Origin of the sequence: Thermus thermamylovorans (assembly GCF_004307015.1) — a bacterium.
Taxonomy (GTDB): Bacteria; Deinococcota; Deinococci; order Deinococcales; family Thermaceae; genus Thermus; species Thermus thermamylovorans.
This window is the reverse complement of record NZ_SIJL01000002.1, coordinates 133,513-150,506: the sequence shown is the minus strand read 5'-3', so window position 1 is coordinate 150,506 and position 16,994 is coordinate 133,513. Positions and strand designations below refer to the sequence as shown.

Sequence of the window (16,994 nt, the reverse complement as noted above, 5' to 3'; positions counted from 1 at the left end):
CGCTAGGCCTTACGGGGGGGCCAGGCTACCCTGGCCCCCTTTTTGAACGCCGTGAGGACCAGGAGACGGAGGCGGCCAAAGCGGTAGACCTGGGTAACGGCCAAACGCAGACCCTCCCACTCGTCATAGCAGAAGACCCGGCGTCCCCCGAGAAGACGCTCCAGAGGCCCTGCAGCTTCGTCAAAGCACGTTACCGGGCGCCGGAGTTCCCCCTTGGTCCAGACGAAAAGGTGGCAAGCGAGGTTGTCTTCCAAACGACGCATCCTCCCCGGGGTTGGCACAAACCGCTCCACGTACTCCGCCAGCCTGGCGTAGATGGCCTCCCTCTCCTCCTCCATCACTTCTTCCATCATAATGGAGAGGACTGCAACGATGGCAACAGACCTCCTGGCCCGCACACCCCCCTTCGACCGGCTGCCGCCGGTGGAGCGGGAAGCCCTGGCCCAAATGGGGCAGACCCTTTCCCTAGGCCCAGGAACCTTACTCCTAGAACAGGGTGGAAATCCAGCCACCAACCTCTACCTCCTTCTAGAGGGCAAGGTAGCTCTTTTGGACGGGGACCGGGAGGTTGGGGTTCTGGGAGCGGGGGAGTTCTTCGGCTACCCCTCCCTCCTCTCGGGGGAACCCCCGGCCTTCAGCGTGGTGACTAAAGGCCCCGCGCAGGTCCTGGCTTTTCCCAAAGAGGCCTTTGAGCGACTCCTGGCCCATCCTGCTGCAGCCCGCTACTTTGGCCAGGGCCTGGTGGAGCGGATCCGCCTCCTCAGGGAGGCCCAGGACCTCTCTTTCATTACCCCTGTGGGCAAGCTAGTGCGCCGAGGGCCCGTGTTCATAGAGCCTTCGGCCACCGTGGCGGAGGCCGCCTGGAGGATGCGCCAGGAGGGGATCAGCAGCCTCCTGGTGGCCGGGGAGCCCCTGGGCATCCTCACCGACCGGGACCTAAGGAACCGGGTGCTGGCGGAAGGCCGCCCCCCCAGCACCCCCGTGGCCGCGGTGATGAGCGCCCCCCTCTTCGCCCTCCCCGCCGAAACCCCCCTCTACGAGGCGGTGGCGGCCATGGTGGAGCGGGGCATCCACCACCTCCCCCTCACCGAGGGGGAGAAGGTGGTGGGGATCGTCACCCACACCGACCTCCTCCTCAGCCAGGTGCAGAGCCCTCTCCTCCTCCTCCGGCGCATCGAAAGGCTCGATCTGGAGCGGTACAGCCTCGAGGTGGCCCGCCTGGTGGAAACCCTCCACGCCCAGGGCCTGGGGGGGATGGAGATCGGGCGGGTGGTGGCCTCCCTGAACGACGCCCTCCTCCGCCGCCTGGTCAAGGAGGCCGAGGCCGCCTTGGGCCCGCCCCCCGTGGCCTACAGCTTCATGGTCTTCGGCTCGGAGGGCAGGCGGGAGCAGGCCCTCCTCACCGACCAGGACAACGCCCTGGTCCTGGAGGAAGAGGGGCACGAGGCCTACTTTCAGGCCCTGGCGGAGCGGGTGGTGGGGGGGCTTTTGCGGGCGGGGATCCCCGAGTGCCGGGGGGGGTACATGGCCACCCGCTGGCGCCTGCCCCTCCCCGAGTGGGTGGCCACCTTCCGCAGGTGGATGGAAGCCCCCGAGCCCCAGGCGCTTCTGGAGGCGCAGATCTTCTTCGACTTCCGGGGGGCCGCGGGGAGCCTGTCCCTGAAGCCCCTGGAGGAGGCCGTCCTGGAAGGCAGCCGAAAGGGGATCTTCCTCTACCACCTGGCCCGGGCGGCCCTGGAGTTCCGCCCCCCCCTGGGCCTCTTCGGCCGGGTGCGCACCGAGGAAGGCCAGGTGGACCTCAAGCGGGGCGCCCTGGCCCCCATCGTGGCCCTGGCCCGGCTTTACGCCCTCATGGCGGGAAGCCTGGCCAAGGGCACGCCGGAGCGCCTGAAGGCCGCGGCGGAAGGGGGCACCCTGAGCCCGGAGGGGGCGGAGGGGCTCCTGGAGGCCTACCGCTTCTTCTTCGGCCTGCGCCTGGCCTACCAGCTCAGGGCCCTCCAGCAGGGTCAGCCCATCGGCAACCGGGTCCTCTGGGCCGCCCTCACCCCCCTGGAACGGCGGAGGGCGCTGGAGGGTTTCCGCCTCATCCTGGAACTCCAGGAGAGCACCGCAGGCCGCTTCCAGATGCGATGAGGGAGAAAGCCTTCGCCCTCTTCCTCCTGGCCCTTTTCCTCTTCACCCTGCCTCTAGGCCTCCTCTTCCGGGAAGCCTGGGGGCCCTTGGGCCTGCCGCCCCTCTACCTCTACCTCTTCGGGGCCTGGGGGCTTACCCTCCTCCTGGCCTTCCTCCTCTACCGGCGGCCATGAACCCCTTCTGGCTCCTCCTCCTCCTCCTGACCTACCTGGGCCTCCTCTTCCTGGTGGCCCTCTTCGGGGAAGGCCGGGGGCGGCGCCTGGCCCAGGGCCCCTGGGCCTACGCCCTCTCCCTGGCGGTCTACGCCACCGCCTGGACCTTCTTCGGGAGCGTGGGCCGGGCGGCCACGGAAGGGGCCACCTTCCTGCCCATCTACCTGGGCCCCACCCTGGTCCTTCTCCTCTGGCCCTTTTTGCACCTTCGGCTCCTGCGCCTGGCCAAGGCCTACGGCCTCACCTCCTGGGCGGATTTCCTGGCGGTGCGCTTCGGGCGGGACCCGGGGCTGGGCGCCCTGGTCACGGGCTTTTTGGTGGTGGGCCTCCTCCCCTACCTGGCCTTGCAGCTCAAGGCCATCGCCCAGGGCTTCCTCTTCCTGAGCGGGGAGGAGGCCCCCCTGGCGGACGCGGCCCTGCTCACCGCCTTGGCCCTGGCCCTCTTCGCCATCCTCTTTGGCACCCGCCGCCTGGACCCCGCCGAGCGGCACGAGGGGCTGGTGCTGGCGGTGGCCTTCGAGTCCCTGGTGAAGCTCCTGGCCCTCCTCCTCGTGGGGGGGTTCGTCCTCCTCCGCCTGGGGAACCCCTTCCCCGAGGCCCGAGGGAGGCCCGACCTCGAGGCCCTCCTCCTCTTCCCCACGGATCTGGAGGCCTACCTCTCCTGGGGAGCCCTGGTGGTCCTTTCCGGGCTGGCCTTCCTCTTCCTGCCCCGGCAGTTCCACGTGAGCGTGGTGGAAAACGTGAAGGAGGAGCACCTGCCCAAGGCCGCCTGGGGGTTTCCCCTCTACCTTTTCCTCATCAACCTGCCCATCCTGCCCCTGGCCCTCTACGGCCGCCTCCTCCTCCCCGGGGAAAACCCCGACCTCTACGTGCTCGCCCTCCCCCTCACCCTGGGAGGGGAGGGCATCGCCCTTTTGGCCTTCCTGGGGGGGGTTTCCGCCGCCACCGCCATGGTGATCGTGGAGAGCCTGGCCCTCTCCATCATGGTCTCCAACCACCTCCTCTCCCCCCTCCTCCTCCGCTTCCGGGCCCTGGGGAGCCTCCTCCTCTGGCGGCGGCTCGCCATCCTCCTGGTGATGCTCCTGGCCTACCTCTACTTCCGCCTGGCCGGGGAGGCCTACGCCCTGGTGGCCATGGGCCTCATCTCCTTCGTGGCCGTGGCCCAGCTGGCCCCGGCGGGGCTTTTGGGCCTCTTTTGGAAGGGGGCCACCCGCCAGGGGGCCCTGGCGGGGCTCCTGGGGGGGATGGCCCTTTGGGCCTACACCCTCTTCCTCCCCGCCCTGGCCCGCTCGGAGTGGCTGCCCGAGGTCTTCCTCACCGGACCCCACCCCCTCCTCCACCCCGAGGGGCTCCTGGGGATCCGGGGCCTGGACCCGGTGACCCATGGCTTCCTGGTGAGCCTCACCGCCAACCTGGCCCTGCTCCTCGGGGTGTCCCTCCTCACCGGCAAGGAGGGGGCCGAGGCCCGGGAGGCGGAGGCCTTCGCCCGAGGCCGGCCCCAGGCCGGCCGCCTGGGGGAGGCGGAGGAGCTGGCCCAGCTCCTCGCCCGGGTCCTGGGGCCGGAGGCCGGGGAGGCCTTCCTCCAGCGGGCGCAGGGCCTGGCCCCCTCGGAGCAGACGGCCCAGGCGGAGGCCATGCTGGCCGGGGCGGTGGGACCGGCCACGGCCCGGCTCCTCCTGGCCAGCGCCACCCGGGAGGCCCCCCCTGAGGCCCTCCTGGAGGAGGCGGCCCGGGAGTCCCGGGAGGTGCGGGCCTACGCCCGGGCCCTGGAGGAGGCCAGGCGGGAGCTGGCCGAGGCCTACGAGCGCCTCAAGGCCCTGGACGAGGCCAAGGACGAGCTCCTCGCCGCGGTCTCCCACGAGCTCAAAACCCCCCTCACCGCGGTGCGGGCCCTGGCGGAGATCCTGGAGGCCCACCCCGACCTCCCCGAGGGGGAGCGCCGCCGCTTCACCGCCCTCCTGGTCAAGGAGGCGGCCAGGCTCTCCCGCCTGGTGGAGGAGGTGCTGGCCTACACCCGCCTGCAAGCGGGCCTGCCCCTGGCGCAAAGGCCCACGGACCTCAGGGCCCTGGCGGAGGAGGCCCTGGCCCTGGTGGAGCCCCTGGCCGGGGAGCAGGGGATTAGAATGGAGGCCCACCTGGCCCCCCTCCGCGCCTTCACCGACGGCGACCGGGTCCTACAGGTGCTCCTCAACCTCCTGCACAACGCCCTGCGCCACGGGCGAAGCCGGGTGCGGCTGGAGCTTACGGCCGAGGGGGGGGAGGCCCTCTTCCGGGTGGCGGACGACGGCCCCGGGGTGCCCGCAGAGGCCCGGGCCCTGGTTTTCGAGCCTTTCCAGAGCTTTTCCGGGGGCACGGGGCTGGGGCTTTTCCTGGCCCGCAGGCTGGTGGAGGGCCTGGGAGGGCGGATCTGGCTGGAGGAAGGGCAAGGGGCTGCCTTCGCCTTCACCCTGCCCCTGGAGGTGAGCCATGAGGATCCTGGTGGTGGACGACGAGGAGAGCATCCTGATCCCCCTGGAGTTCCTCCTGAGGAGGGCCGGGCATGAGGTGGACCTGGCCCGGACGGGGGAGGAGGCCTTGGCGTGGCTGGGGGAAGGGACCTTTGACCTGGTGGTGCTGGACCTGATGCTCCCGGGGGTGGACGGCTTTGCCGTTTTGCAGCGGATCAAGGGGCAATCCCCCTCCCCCAAGGTCCTGGTCCTCACCGCCCGGGGCCGGGAGGCGGACCGGGCCAAGGCCCTGGCCCTGGGGGCTGAGGCCTTCATGGCCAAGCCCTTTGGCACCGAGGCCCTTCTGGCCGAGATCCGGCGCCTCTTGGAGGAGGGGTGAGGGAGGCCTTGCGCTTTCTGGGGGCCCTCCTCCTGGGCCTCCTCCTGGTGGGGGGAGCGGTGGGCCTCGGCCTCTTCCTCCTCCTCCAGGGGGAGGAGGCCCTGGGGCGGGAGCTCCTCCGGGTGGCCGGGGAGCGGTTCCCGGCCCTCCTTTTCGTGGGTGCCCTCTTTGTCCTGGTGCTGGCCGCCCTCCTCTACCCCCTCTTCCTGGGCTACCTGGCGGCCACCCGGGCCCTGGGCCAGGAGGCGGAGGTGCTCCTCGCCAACCCCGCCCACCGCCTGCGCCTCCGGGGGCCCTTTGAGCTCCAGGCCCTGGCGGGCCTCATCAACCGCCTGGCGGCGCATAGGGAAGCCCTGGAGAAGGAGGTGGAGGCCCGGGTCAGGGAGGCCAAGGCCCTCCTGGAAGGGGAAAGGCAGAGGCTTGCCGCCCTCATCGGCCACCTGCCCCAAGGGGTGGTGCTGGCCACCCCCCGGGGCCAGGTCCTCCTCTACAACGCCCCGGCCCGGCGGCTCCTGGGGGAGGGCCTGGGGGCGGGCAAGAGCCTCTTCGGCCTCCTGGACCGGGGGCTTCTGGTCCACGCCCTAGCCCTGCCCGAGGAGCGCTTCCTGGCCCCGGGGCCCAAGGGGCTCCTCCAGATCCAGGCGGTGCCCCTGGAGGGGGAGGGTGGCTTCCTGCTCCTCCTGGAGGAGGCCCAGGAGGGGGGGGGTCCGGAGGGGGCTACCTTGCACCGCCTCAAGGACAAGCTCGCGGGGCTCAAGGCCCTGGTGGAGGCCCTGGGGAGCGAGACCTTACCCGAGGGCCTGAAACCCCTGCTCCGCACTGCCCGGGCCACCGCGGAAGAGCTCTCCGCCCTGGCGGCCCGCCTCGAGGCCCCCCCCAGGGCGGCGGAGGTGCGGGCGGAAGACCTCCTCTCCCTTCTGGCCCAGGCCCTGGAACGGGAGGCAGGGGTCTCACCGGGGCTGGCCCTGGAGGAGGAGGCCAAGGGCCTCTTGGTGCGGGCCGACACCTACGCCCTGGTCCGGGGCCTGGCCGCCACCTTGCGGGAGGAAGAGGAGGTCTTCCTCCAGGGGGAGCGGGCGGGCGGGCTTCTGCGCCTCACCCTCACCCTCCCCCACCCCATCCCCGACCCCCATCCTTCCCTGGAGGAGGCCGTGGAGCGGGCCGAGGGCAGCCTGTGGCGGGAGGGTTTCAGGCTCCACCTCCTCCTGCCGGCCCGGGAAGCCCCCCGGCTCCCCCCCAGGGAGGGTCCTCCCCCCCGGGCGGAGGTCTTCGACCTCTCCCTCCTCGCCATTCCCGAGGAGCTGGAGGAGGCCCCCCTGGAGGGGCTTCTCTACACCGCCTTCGACCTGGAAACCACGGGCCTGGACCCCGAAAAGGACGCCATCATCGCCCTGGGGGCGGTGCACCTCCTGGGCCGCCGGGTGCTCCGGCAGGAGACCTTCGAGGCCCTGGTGGACCCGGGCCGCCCCATCCCCAGGGCTTCCACCGAGATCCACGGCCTCACCTGGGAGATGCTGCAGGGCAAACCCCGGCTGGAGGAGGTGTTGCCAGGCTTCCGGGCCTTCTTGGAGGACACCGTGCTCCTGGCCCACAACGGGGCCTTCGACATGGCCTTCCTGCGCCGGGCCGGGGTGGACCAGCCCCCCCTGGTGGACACCCTCCTCCTCTCCCACCTCCTCTTCCCCGACCTTCAGGACCACCGCTTGGAGCGGCTGGCGGAGCGCTTCGGGGTACCGGTCCTGGGCCGCCACACCGCCTTAGGGGACGCCCTCATGACCGCCGAGGTCTTCGCCCGCATGGTCCCCCTGCTGCGGGAGCGGGGGTACCGGACCCTGGGGGAGGTGCTCCGGGACTGCGCCCGGCTCCCCCTGGCCGGGCTCAGGTACTAGGCCGCCCCAGGGCCCTCCTCCCGATGTCCCGGCGGTAGACCGCCCCTGGAAAACCCACCTTCGGGAGGAAGGCGTAGGCCCGTTCCCGGGCCTCCCCCAGGTCCTTCCCCAGGCCCACCACGTTCAGGACCCGGCCCCCCGCGCTCACCAGACCCTCCCCTTCCCGCCTGGTACCCGCGTGGAAGACCAGGACCCCCTCGGGGGGCTCGGGGACGCGAAGGGGAATGCCCTTCCGGGGAGCCTCGGGGTAGCCCGGGGCCGCCAGAACCACGCAAACCGAAGCCCCCTCCCGCCAGGCGAGGCCGGCCCCCGTAAGCCGCCCCTCGGCCACCCTTAGGGCCAGCTCCACCAGGTCGCTCTCCAGAAGGGGCAGGAGGGCCTGGGCCTCGGGGTCCCCGAAGCGGGCGTTGAACTCCAGCACCTTGGGGCCCTCCCGGGTAAGCATGAGGCCGGCGTAGACCACCCCCCGGTAGACCACCCCCTCGGCCCGCAGGCCCCGGAGGAGGGGCCTCAGGATCTCCTCCTCCACCCGCCGCAAGGTGGCCCCATCCATGGGGTAAGGGGCCACCGCCCCCATCCCCCCGGTCATGGGCCCCTGGTCCCCGTCCAGAAGGCGCTTGTGGTCCTGGGAGGGGAGGAGGGGCAACAGGGTTTCCCCATCGGTGAGGGCCAGGACCGTGGCCTCCTCCCCCTCGAGGTACTCCTCGATGACCACCTCCCCCCCCTCGGCCCGGTTGAGGATGTTGGCCACCGCTTGCTTGGCGGCGTGGAGGTCGAAGGCCACCGTCACCCCCTTGCCCGCCGCCAGCCCGGAGTCCTTGACCACCACAGGCACCCCCACCTCCTCCAGGTACTCCAGGGCCAGGATCGGGTCCTGGAAGGTCCGGTAGCGGGCGGTGGGGATGCCGTAGCGCTCCATGAGGCCCTTGGCGAAGGCCTTGGAGCCCTCGATCATGGCCGCCTTTTGGGTGGGACCGAAGATGCGCAAACCCCGTTCCAAAAAGGCGTCGGCGATGCCCTCCACCAGGGGGGCCTCCGGGCCCACCAGGGTGAGGTCGATCCCCTCGCTCAAAGCCCAGTCCGCCAGGGCCTCCACCTCCCCGCTCCAGGGGACGAGCTCCGCCAAGGCGGCCATCCCGGCGTTGCCGGGGGCGGCGTAGAGCCTCTCCACCAGAGGGCTTTGGGCCGCCTTCCACAGGAGGGCGTGCTCCCGCCCCCCGGAACCCACCACCAGGACCCTCATAGGGGGGATTCTACCCGCTTCAGGGCCCCCAGGACCGGCCCCCGCACCGGTTCGGGGAGCTCTGCGGCCTCCTCCTTCAGGGCCGGGTGGGGACAGGCGAGGAGATGGGCAGCGAGGAAGGCCCCCCGGACCCAAGGGTCCCGCCCCCCCTCCCCAGGCTGGGGGGCGGCGAGGGCCTGAAGGGCCTCTCCCAGGAGGTCCTCCCGGCCCCAGGCCCGGAGGAGGGCGAGGGCCTTCAGGCCCAGGGCCCGCTCCCGGGGGGGAAGGGCGAGGAGGGAAGGCGCCAGGGGTCCGAAGGCCTCCGGGGGCCGGGCGAGACCCAGGAGGACCAGGCGCACCGCCTTGGGGTAGAGCCGGTGTTCCAGGCGGAGCACCCGCCTCTCCAGAAGCTCCGGGGTGTCCCCGGGGAGGACGGGCACCCGCCCCTGGAGCACGATGGGGCCGGTGTCCATCCCCTGGTCCACGAAGTGGACGGTGCTCCCCGTCTCCCGCTCCCCGGCCTGGAGCACCCGTTGGTGGACGCGAAGCCCGGGGTAATCGGGAAGGAGGGAGGGGTGGATGTTGAGGAGGCGGCCGTACCACCTCCCCACGAAGGCCGGGGAGAGGAGGCGCAGGAAACCCGCGAGGAGCACCAGGTCCACCCTCCGCTCGGCCAGGAGGGCCAGGGCCTCCCCCTCGAAGGCCCGCCGCCCCCGCCAGGGGAGGAAGAGGGCCTCCACGCCCCGCCCCCTCGCCCGCTCCAAGGCGAAGGCCTCGGGGTTGTCGGAGAGGACAAGGACCACCTCCCCCAGGGGGTGGCCCTGGGGAAAGGCCTGGAGGAGGGCCTCGAGGTTCGTCCCCCGCCCCGAGGCGAAAACGGCCATCCGCGCCGGGCGGCCTAAGGGAAAGGGGCTCAGCATCCTATGCCAGCGCCTCCGGATGGTGCTTCTGCCAGTAGCGCACCAGGCCCTGCAGGTTCATGAAGGGGGGATCGGCGAGCTCGTAGAGGTGGACCCCCGCCTCATCCACCCCAGCCCGCAAAAGCCCCTCCCGCCAGTAGGCCTCGAAGCGGGGGGTCAGGGCCTCGGGGGAAAGGCCCTCCTTGAGGCGGCTTAAGGTCCAGCCCGCCCAGTCCTCCAGGGCCTGGCGCAGGGCCAGGAGGTGGGCCTCCACGTCCCGGTAGGCCCCGAAATGGGTGAGGTAAAGGGCCTCGGGGCGGAGGGCCAGGACGCGGTCCAAGGAGGCGTACCAGCTCTCCAGGTGGATGTCGGGAGGGGGGGTGGGGGGGAGGACGGGCCCGGGGGCGATGCGCACCCCGGCGATGTCCCCGGCAAAGAGGGCCCCGTCCACCAGATAGGCGTGGTGGTGGCTGGCGTGGCCCAGGGTCTCCAGGGCCTGCACCCTAAGCCCTCCCAGATCCACCACCTCCCCGTCCCCCAGGACCCGCACCCTTTCCTCGGGCACCCCCCGGAGTTCCCCCCAGAGGGGCCTCAGCATGGGGCCGTAGATGCGCTCGGCGGAGGCCAGAAGGCGAGAGGGGTCCAGGAGGTGGGGAGCGCCCCGGGGGTGGACGTACACCGTGGCCCCCCCCTCCGCCAACCGCCAGGCGGCCCCCGCGTGGTCCAGGTGGATGTGGGTCACGAACACGTGGCGCACCTCCTCCGGGGCGACCCCCTCCTCCCGCAGGGCCTCCACCAGCCGGGGGTAGGTGCTCTCGGGCCCGGTTTCGATGAGCACCGGGCCCTCCCGGGAATCCAGGAGGAAACTGGCGATGACCCGCTCCGCCCCCTGGAAGCGGAGGTCCAGGACCCTCACCACGGGCGCACCTCCTTGGGGCCGATACGGGTGTGCAGGGTACCGATCCCCTCCACCGCCACCTCGATGCGGTCCCCTGGGTTCAGAACCCCCACCCCCTCGGGGGTGCCGGTGAGAACCACGTCCAGGGGCTCCAGGGTCATGAAGCTGGAGATGTAGGCCAGAATCTCCGCCACGCTGAAGATCATGGCCGAGGTGTGCCCCTCCTGCCTTAGCTCGTCGTTCACGTAGGTGCGCACCCAGGTGTTCTGCGGGTCCAGGCCGGTTTCGATCCAGGGCCCCAGGGGCAGGAAGCCGTCGGCGCTCTTGGCCCTGACCCACTGCAGGTCCCGCCTCTGGGCGTCCCGGGCGGTGATGTCCACGGCGATGGTGTAGCCCAGGACGTGGTCCAGGGCCTTTTCCGGGGGGACGCGGCGCATCCGGTCCCCGATGACCACCGCCAGCTCCCCCTCGTAGTGGAGCTCCTGGGTGAAGAAGGGGTAGGGCACCGCCTCCCCGGTGTTCCAGGGGTCCCGGGGATTCGCCGGGTGGGCCAAGGCGTTGGGGGCCTTGAGGAAGAGGCCCGGCTCCTTGGGCAGGTCCTGGCCGAAGTCGTGGCCCATCTCCCGGATGTGCTCCCGGTAGTTCCGCCCCACGCACACGATCTTGCTGGGGGTAGCGGGCACCAGGAGGCGCACCGCTGCCAGGTCGTAACGCCTCCCCGTGGGGTTGCCCCCGGGGCCGTCCGTCTCCACCACCGTCTCCCCCTCCAGGATCCCCCAGCGGCCTCCGCCAAAGCGCAGGATCTTCATGCCCCAAGGCTACCACCTTCCCCGGAGAATCTGCACGCCCCTCAAGGCCACCAAGGCCGCCACCAGGGCCGCCCCCAGCCGCCCCCCCTCGGGGACCAGGAGGAGGAAGGCCAGGTAGCCGAAGGCGGCGCCGAAGGGAATGGGGTAGATGCCCCGCCGGCGCAAGCGCCAGTAGAGGGCGTGGTAGAGCCCCGCCACCCAGAGCCCCACCCCGGCCGCCGCCAGGGTCTCCCCCGGAAACCAGACCAGGAAGAAGCCCAGGGAAGGGGCGATGCCCCCGCCCCCCCGGAAGCGGAAAAAGAGGGGCCAGTTGTGCCCCGCCACCACCGCCGCCCCCGCCAGGGGCCGCCACTCCAGGGGGGTGAGAGAGGCGGCCAGGGCCCCCTTGCCCAGGTCGAAGAGGACCACCAGGGCCGAGGCCAGAGGCCCCTTGCGCCGGAAGACCCCCGAGCCCCCGGGGAGATCCCGCCCCCGCACCTCCGGGAAGAGGAGGAGCCCCGCCACCAAGGAGCCCAGGAGGTAAGCCAGGACCAGGTAGCCCACGGCCCCATTCTTGCAGGAAGGGCCTCCCTGCCCTATCCTGAGGGTGGAAGTTTCCACGGGCGCGCTCCCTCTTTGCCCCGATCCCACCATGAAAAGGAAAAGACCTACCATCCACGAAGTGGCCACCCGGGCCGGGGTGGGCCTGGGCACGGTGAGCCGGGTGCTCAACAACCACAAGGCGGTGCGCCCGGAAACCCGGGCCCGGGTTCTCCGGGCCATGGAGGAGCTGGGCTACACCCCCAACCCCCACGCCCGGCGCATCGCCGGGGGCCGGAGCTACACGGTCTCCATCCTCCTCCCCTTCGTGGCCACGGAGTTCTACCGCAGGCTCATCGAGGGCCTAGAGGGCGTGCTCCTGGAGAAGCGCTACGACCTGGCCCTCTTCCCCATCCTCTCCCAGAACCGCCTCCGGCGCTACCTGGAGAGCACCACCCTGGCCTACCTCACCGACGGGCTCATCCTGGCCTCCTACGACCTCACGGAGCACTTCGACGGGGGACGCTTGCCCACGGACCGCCCCGTGGTGCTGGTGGACGCCAGAAACCCCCGGTACGACTCGGTGTACCTGGACAACTCCCTGGGCGGCCGCCTGGCGGGGGAGTGCCTAGCCCGCTTTCCCGGGGCCATCTTCGCCATCAAGGTGGAGGAGGAGCCCGACCGCGCCTTCCGGCACACGGTCTTTGCCGAACGGATGGCGGGTTTCGCCGAGGCCCTGGCGACGGCGGGGCGCCCTTTCCCTCCGGAGCACCTGTACACCACGAGGCTCTCCCAGGAAGGGGGGAGGCTGGCCCTGCGGTACTTTCTGGAGAGAACCTCTCCCCCCCTCAACGTCTTCGCCGGGGCCGACCTGGTGGCCCTGGGGGTCCTGGAGGAGGCGGGGCGCCTGGGCCTGACCGTGGGGCGGGAGGTGCGGGTGCTGGGTTTTGACGGCCACCCCTTCGCCGAGGAGGTGGGGCTTTCCACCATCGCCCAGCCGGTGGAGGCCATGGGGGCCAAGGCGGCCCAGCTCCTCCTGGACCGGATGCAAGGCTACACCGGCCCTCCCCGCGAGGTCCGGTTCGAGCCCATCCTGATCGAGCGCGAGTCCACCGGAGCGGGCGCAGGGGCGCCCTACGTTCCCTAGGGCCATGGGGGCCCACCTGGCCACCACCCTGGCGCGGATCGCCCTCCTCCTGCCCATCGGCGCCATCTTCCTGGGAGGCATCTACTTTGCCGTGCAGTCCCTCCTCCTGGTCCTCGGGGCCTTGCCCCTGGAGCTCAACGAGGCCCTTCCCCGCCTCATCAAGGCGGTGGAGGTCTCCCTTCTGAGCGCCACCTTCTTCATCTTCAGCCTGGGCCTCTTCGAGCTCTTCATCCGCTCCCTGCCGGAGACCAGCCGGAGCGTCTTCTTCGTCCAGAACCTTTCCGGTTTGAAAAACCGGCTGGGGGAGGTCATCATCACCCTGCTCCTGGTCATCTTCTTCGAGCGGGTCCTCTTTCTGGAGCTGGAGGCGGCCCTGGACTACCTGCTCTTCGCCGCCGCGGTCCTCCTCCTGGCGGCGGCCCTTTGGCTCCTGCGCCGCCAGCGGGAATAGGTGCCATGCTGGTCTACCTGGACCAGAACTACGCCAGCCGCATGGCCAAGCACCTCCTGGGCCAGGGGGGGCACGAGGCCTTCGGCCGGCTCTACCGGGCTCTCAAGGGCCGGGCCCTGGCCCCGCCGAGCCCCTTCCACGTCCTGGAAACCCTACACCCCGTGCGGGGGCCGGAGGAGAGGGTGGGCTACCTCCTCCCGGCCCTCCAGGAGGTTTTCGCCGCCCTTTCGGGAGGCCTTTGGGTCCGCCCTTGGCAGGAGGTGGCCTGGAGGCAGGCCCGGGGGCTCTTTCGGGAAGACCTCCTCTGGACGGGGGGGAGCTGGGAGGTCCCCGCGGACCTCTCCCCCTTCCTGGGCCTGCCCGAGGCCCTGAGGGGCCTCCCCTACCGGGAGGCCCTCGAGGCCGCTCTGAAGGAGGTAAAGGGGCGCACCGGCCTGGGCGAGGTTCCCTTCGTGCGCCTCCTCGCCCGCCTCCTCGCCCTCATGGCCACAGACCCTCACCGCAAACCCCGCCCCTCCGACCTCTTGGACGCGGTGATGGCCGCCACCTTGTACCCCTACGCGGACCTCCTCCTCACCGACCGCTACCTCCGGAACCTCCTGCCGGAAAGGAGCGTGGGGGGAAGGCAAAAGGAAGTGGAAGCCCTGGTCGACCGCCTCTCCCACGGAGTAGACTCCTCCCCGTGAAGGGGATCAGAGACCCCAGGCTCCTCCCCATCGCCGAGAAGGTGGAGGCGGGGGGACGGCTTTCCTTCCAGGAAGGCCTCGTCCTCTACGAGACCCAGGACCTCCCCACCCTCATGCGCCTGGCCAACCGGGTGCGGGAGCGGAAGCACGGCCACAAGACCTACTTCGTTCACTCCATCCGCGTTTCCCAGACCAACATCTGCTACGTGGGCTGCACCTTCTGCGCCTTCCAGCGCAGGTTCGGGGAGGAGGGAGCCTGGGACTGGGAGGTGGAGGAGGTGGTGGCCTGGGTGCGGGAGCGCTACCAGCCCGGCCTCACGGAGATCCACCTGACCGCGGGCCACCACCCCAAAAGGCCCTTTACCTACTATCTGGACCTGGTGCGGGCCCTGAAGGCCAGTTTCCCCGGGGTGCAGGTGAAGGCCTGGACCGCGGCGGAGATCCACCACTTCTCCAAGATCGCCCGCCTGCCCTACCGGGAGGTGCTCCAGGCCCTCAAGGAGGCGGGCCTGGATGCCATGCCCGGGGGCGGGGCGGAGATCTTCGCCGAAAGGGTACGGCGGCGGATCGCCCGGGCCAAGGTCTCCGCGGAAGGGTGGCTTTCGGTCCACCGCACCGCCCACCAGCTGGGGATCCCCACCAACGCCACCATGCTCTACGGGCACATCGAGACCCTGGAGGAGCGCCTGGACCACATGGACCGCCTGCGCCGCCTCCAGGACGAGACCGGGGGCTTCATGAGCTTCATCCCCCTGGCCTTCCAGCCAGACGGAAACCCGCTGGCCCGGGAGCTCGGCAAGCGGGAGCACACCACGGGGCTGGACGACCTCCGCAACCTGGCGGTGGCCCGGCTTTACCTGGACAACATCCCCCACATCAAGGGGTACTGGGCCACCCTGACCCCGGAGCTGGCCCAGGTCTCCTTGGACTGGGGAGTGACGGACATCGACGGCACCCTCATCGAGGAGCGCATCGTGCACATGGCGGGAAGCCCCACCCCCGAGGGGCTTTCCAAGGAGGCCCTGGCCCAGATCATCCTGGCCGCGGGGCGGATCCCCGTGGAGCGGGACGCCCTCTACCGGGAGGTGCGGGTCTGGGACCGGGTGGGAGCCTGATGGCCTACGTCCTGGGGGTTCCCCTTTACGCCAACACCGCCCCCCTCTACCGCTTTCTGGAGCCCGATGGCTGGACCCTGCGCTACGGCGTGCCCTCGGAGCTCAACCAACAGGTTCGCTCAGGGGAAATAGGGCTTTCCCTGGTCTCCAGCTACTTCTACCTGAAACACCAGGAGGAGCTCGCCCTCCTTCCCGACTTCTCCGTGGCCGTTTTGGGCCGGGTCTACTCGGTGAACCTTTTCCACCGGGGGGAGCTTGCCCACCTGAAGCGGGTGGCCCTCACCACGGAAAGCGCCACCAGCGTGGCCCTCCTCAAGCTCCTTCTCCGCGAGCAGGGCCTGGCGCCCAGGTACGAGCGGGCGGAAGGAGGGTTGGAGCTTCTGGAGGCCTACGACGGGGTGCTCCTCATCGGCGACCGGGCCATCCAGGCCTACGCCCGCCTCCTCCCCGCCCTTCCCGAAACCCCCCACGCCCTCCCCACCCGCTTTGGGGAGGTAGGGGTGGAGGACCTCTCCATGCTCTGGTTTGCCCGCACCAAGCTCCCCTTCGTCTTTGCCGTCTGGGCCTACCGCAAGGAGAACCCGCCCCCTAAGGCCCTGGTGGCGGCCCTGAGGCGGGCCCGGCGGCTGGGCCTGGCCCGCCTGGGGAAGGTGGCCGAGGCCGAGGCCCGGCGGCTTGGGGTCCACCCCGCCCTGATGGAGCACTACCTTTGGAACTTCCGCTACCACCTGGAGGAACCGGACCGCCTGGGGCTTTCCGCCTTCGCGGAGGCCTTGGGCCTGCCCTTCGCCCCTATGTACTACTCTGAATAGTGCTTGACTTTATATAGCACACCGCGTAGCATGGCCTTGGGCCCCAGGCCCGAAGGGAGGAAAGGATGCGTTGGAACCTAGACCCCGCCCACACCAGCGTGGAGTTCGCCGTGCGTCACATGATGATCGCCACGGTGAGGGGTACCTTGAACCTCAAGGAGGGCTACGTGGAGACGGACGGGGCGGGAAGGCCCCTCAAGGTGGAGGCCCGGCTGGACGCCCAGAGCATCCACACGGGGGTGGCCGACCGGGACGCCCACCTGCGCTCGGCGGACTTCCTGGATGCGGCCAACCACCCCGAGATCCTCTTCCGAAGTGAGCGGATCACGCCCCTCGGGGAAGGCCGTTACCGGGTGGAAGGGGAGGTCACCATCCGCGGCGTCACCCGGCCGCTGGCCTTTGAGGTGGAGACCTTTGGACCCGCCAAGGATCCCTGGGGCAACGAGCGCATCGCCGCCCACTTCCAGGGCAGGCTGAACCGCAAGGACTTCGGCCTCAGCTGGAACGTGGCCCTGGAGATGGGCGGGGTGCTGGTGGGGGAGGAGGTGCGCTTCAGCGTGGACACAGAAGCGGTCAAGGCGCAGGAGGCGGTGGCGCGGTAATGGCCTTCCCTAGGCGGCTCCTAGGCCTGGCCCTCAGGGTGCGGGACCTGGGAGCCGCCTTGGGCTTTTACCGGGACCTCCTGGGGCTTGGGTTAGAGGAGGGTTGGTCCCGCTACCGACTGGCCCCCGAAGGGCGGGGCTTTTACCTGGAGCTTCTTCACGATCCTCAGGCTCCCATGAGGCCCTACCCCTCGTTAGGCCTCTACCACTTTGCCCTCCTCCTGCCTGACCGGCGAGCCCTGGCGGGGGTGGCCAGGAGGCTTTTGCAGGGCGGGGCCACCTTTGAGGGCGCAGCAGACCACGGGGTCTCCGAGGCCCTTTACTTCCGCGACCCGGAGGGGAACGGCCTCGAGCTCTACTGGGACCGGCCGCAGGAGAGGTGGCCCGGAGGGACACGGATGTTCACCGCCCCCCTGGACCTGGAGGGGCTCCTCAGGGAAAGCCCTGGGCCGAGCCCCCTCGCCCCGGAGGCGCTCCTCGGCCACATCCACCTGCACGTGGCTAGCCTCCAAGAAGCGAGACCTTCTTCGCCGGGGCTCTGGGCATGGCCACCACCCTGCGCACCTACCCGGGCGCCCTCTTCTTCGCCTGGGACGGCTACCACCACCACGTGGGGGCCAACACCTGGGCGGGCAAGCGCCCGGCCCCGCAAGGGGCCACGGGGCTCCTGGGCTATGCCCTCCTGGACCCCTTGGATCGGGAGGAGGAGTTTCTGGACCCCTGCGGGGCCAAGGTCCGCCTGGTGCGAAAGGTGGCCTAACCCCGGCCCGCGCC

Annotated in this window: 17 protein-coding genes and 1 pseudogene; 12 read left to right on the top strand and 6 right to left on the bottom strand. The window is 70.8% G+C overall.

Annotation, left to right across the window (positions count from 1 at the left end; genetic code table 11):
* Positions 1-2: 2 nt before the first annotated feature.
* Positions 3-338 carry a hypothetical protein gene (locus tag ETP66_RS02295; protein WP_130840223.1) on the bottom strand — a complete coding sequence of 112 codons (336 nt, stop codon included), beginning with the start codon at positions 336-338 and terminating at the stop codon, positions 3-5.
* A 34-nt stretch (positions 339-372) separates the two neighbouring features.
* On the opposite strand from ETP66_RS02295, the gene ETP66_RS02290 reads away from it, so the two are divergent.
* From ETP66_RS02290 to ETP66_RS02275, 5 genes are read left to right on the top strand one after another with little or no spacing between them, the layout of a single operon-like run.
* A complete protein-coding gene (locus tag ETP66_RS02290) occupies positions 373-2,133 on the top strand; it encodes a DUF294 nucleotidyltransferase-like domain-containing protein (RefSeq protein ID WP_130840221.1) in 1,761 nt (586 codons plus the stop codon).
* On the top strand, positions 2,130-2,306 hold the full coding sequence (locus ETP66_RS11890; RefSeq protein WP_161569058.1) for a hypothetical protein: 177 nt from the start codon (positions 2,130-2,132) through the stop codon (positions 2,304-2,306). The genes ETP66_RS02290 and ETP66_RS11890 overlap by 4 nt, the downstream gene beginning before the upstream one ends.
* Positions 2,303-4,888, top strand: a complete 2,586-nt coding sequence (locus tag ETP66_RS02285) for an ATP-binding protein (RefSeq protein WP_130840219.1) — start codon at positions 2,303-2,305, stop codon at positions 4,886-4,888. The genes ETP66_RS11890 and ETP66_RS02285 overlap by 4 nt, the downstream gene beginning before the upstream one ends.
* Positions 4,812-5,171: a response regulator transcription factor gene (locus ETP66_RS02280; protein WP_130840217.1), complete on the top strand. Its 360-nt coding sequence runs from the start codon at positions 4,812-4,814 to the stop codon at positions 5,169-5,171. The genes ETP66_RS02285 and ETP66_RS02280 overlap by 77 nt, the downstream gene beginning before the upstream one ends.
* On the top strand, positions 5,168-7,060 hold the full coding sequence (locus ETP66_RS02275) for a 3'-5' exonuclease (protein ID WP_130840216.1): 1,893 nt from the start codon (positions 5,168-5,170) through the stop codon (positions 7,058-7,060). Before ETP66_RS02280 ends, ETP66_RS02275 begins: the two co-directional genes overlap by 4 nt.
* Here the strand turns inward: ETP66_RS02275 and purD are convergent.
* Genes purD through ETP66_RS02250 form a run of 5 tightly spaced genes read right to left on the bottom strand, consistent with a single transcriptional unit; the run spans position 7,050 to position 11,431 of the window.
* Positions 7,050-8,303 carry a phosphoribosylamine--glycine ligase gene (purD, locus tag ETP66_RS02270; RefSeq protein ID WP_130840214.1) on the bottom strand — a complete coding sequence of 418 codons (1,254 nt, stop codon included), beginning with the start codon at positions 8,301-8,303 and terminating at the stop codon, positions 7,050-7,052. The genes ETP66_RS02275 and purD overlap by 11 nt on opposite strands.
* Positions 8,300-9,202 (bottom strand): phosphoribosylglycinamide formyltransferase, encoded by a 903-nt coding sequence (gene purN / locus ETP66_RS02265; RefSeq protein WP_236630074.1) that lies wholly within the window; start codon positions 9,200-9,202, stop codon positions 8,300-8,302. Before purN ends, purD begins: the two co-directional genes overlap by 4 nt.
* 1 nt (position 9,203) lies before the next feature.
* Positions 9,204-10,100: an MBL fold metallo-hydrolase gene (locus ETP66_RS02260; RefSeq protein WP_130840213.1), complete on the bottom strand. Its 897-nt coding sequence runs from the start codon at positions 10,098-10,100 to the stop codon at positions 9,204-9,206.
* Positions 10,094-10,888 (bottom strand): fumarylacetoacetate hydrolase family protein, encoded by a 795-nt coding sequence (locus ETP66_RS02255; protein WP_130840211.1) that lies wholly within the window; start codon positions 10,886-10,888, stop codon positions 10,094-10,096. The genes ETP66_RS02260 and ETP66_RS02255 overlap by 7 nt, the downstream gene beginning before the upstream one ends.
* A gap of 9 nt (positions 10,889-10,897) precedes the next feature.
* Positions 10,898-11,431 carry a glycerol-3-phosphate acyltransferase gene (locus tag ETP66_RS02250; RefSeq protein WP_201738446.1) on the bottom strand — a complete coding sequence of 178 codons (534 nt, stop codon included), beginning with the start codon at positions 11,429-11,431 and terminating at the stop codon, positions 10,898-10,900.
* An 88-nt stretch (positions 11,432-11,519) separates the two neighbouring features.
* Here ETP66_RS02250 and ETP66_RS02245 point away from each other — a divergent pair, with 88 nt between their 5' ends.
* From ETP66_RS02245 to ETP66_RS02215, 7 genes and pseudogenes are all read left to right on the top strand, one after another.
* Positions 11,520-12,554: a substrate-binding domain-containing protein gene (locus tag ETP66_RS02245; RefSeq protein ID WP_130840209.1), complete on the top strand. Its 1,035-nt coding sequence runs from the start codon at positions 11,520-11,522 to the stop codon at positions 12,552-12,554.
* 4 nt (positions 12,555-12,558) lie between these two features.
* Positions 12,559-13,005: a YqhA family protein gene (locus tag ETP66_RS02240; protein ID WP_130840208.1), complete on the top strand. Its 447-nt coding sequence runs from the start codon at positions 12,559-12,561 to the stop codon at positions 13,003-13,005.
* Between the two features lie 5 nt (positions 13,006-13,010).
* On the top strand, positions 13,011-13,691 hold the full coding sequence (locus ETP66_RS02235; RefSeq protein WP_130840206.1) for a hypothetical protein: 681 nt from the start codon (positions 13,011-13,013) through the stop codon (positions 13,689-13,691).
* On the top strand, positions 13,688-14,806 hold the full coding sequence (mqnE, locus tag ETP66_RS02230; protein ID WP_130840204.1) for an aminofutalosine synthase MqnE: 1,119 nt from the start codon (positions 13,688-13,690) through the stop codon (positions 14,804-14,806). The genes ETP66_RS02235 and mqnE overlap by 4 nt, the downstream gene beginning before the upstream one ends.
* A complete protein-coding gene (locus tag ETP66_RS02225) occupies positions 14,806-15,618 on the top strand; it encodes a menaquinone biosynthetic enzyme MqnA/MqnD family protein (RefSeq protein WP_201738445.1) in 813 nt (270 codons plus the stop codon). The genes mqnE and ETP66_RS02225 overlap by 1 nt, the downstream gene beginning before the upstream one ends.
* Before the next feature lie 65 nt (positions 15,619-15,683).
* Positions 15,684-16,220, top strand: coding sequence for a YceI family protein (locus ETP66_RS02220; RefSeq protein WP_130840202.1), 537 nt, complete (start codon positions 15,684-15,686; stop codon positions 16,218-16,220).
* Positions 16,220-16,980: pseudogene (locus tag ETP66_RS02215) on the top strand (VOC family protein). Before ETP66_RS02220 ends, ETP66_RS02215 begins: the two are co-directional and overlap by 1 nt.
* The last annotated feature ends 14 nt before the right edge of the window (positions 16,981-16,994 follow it).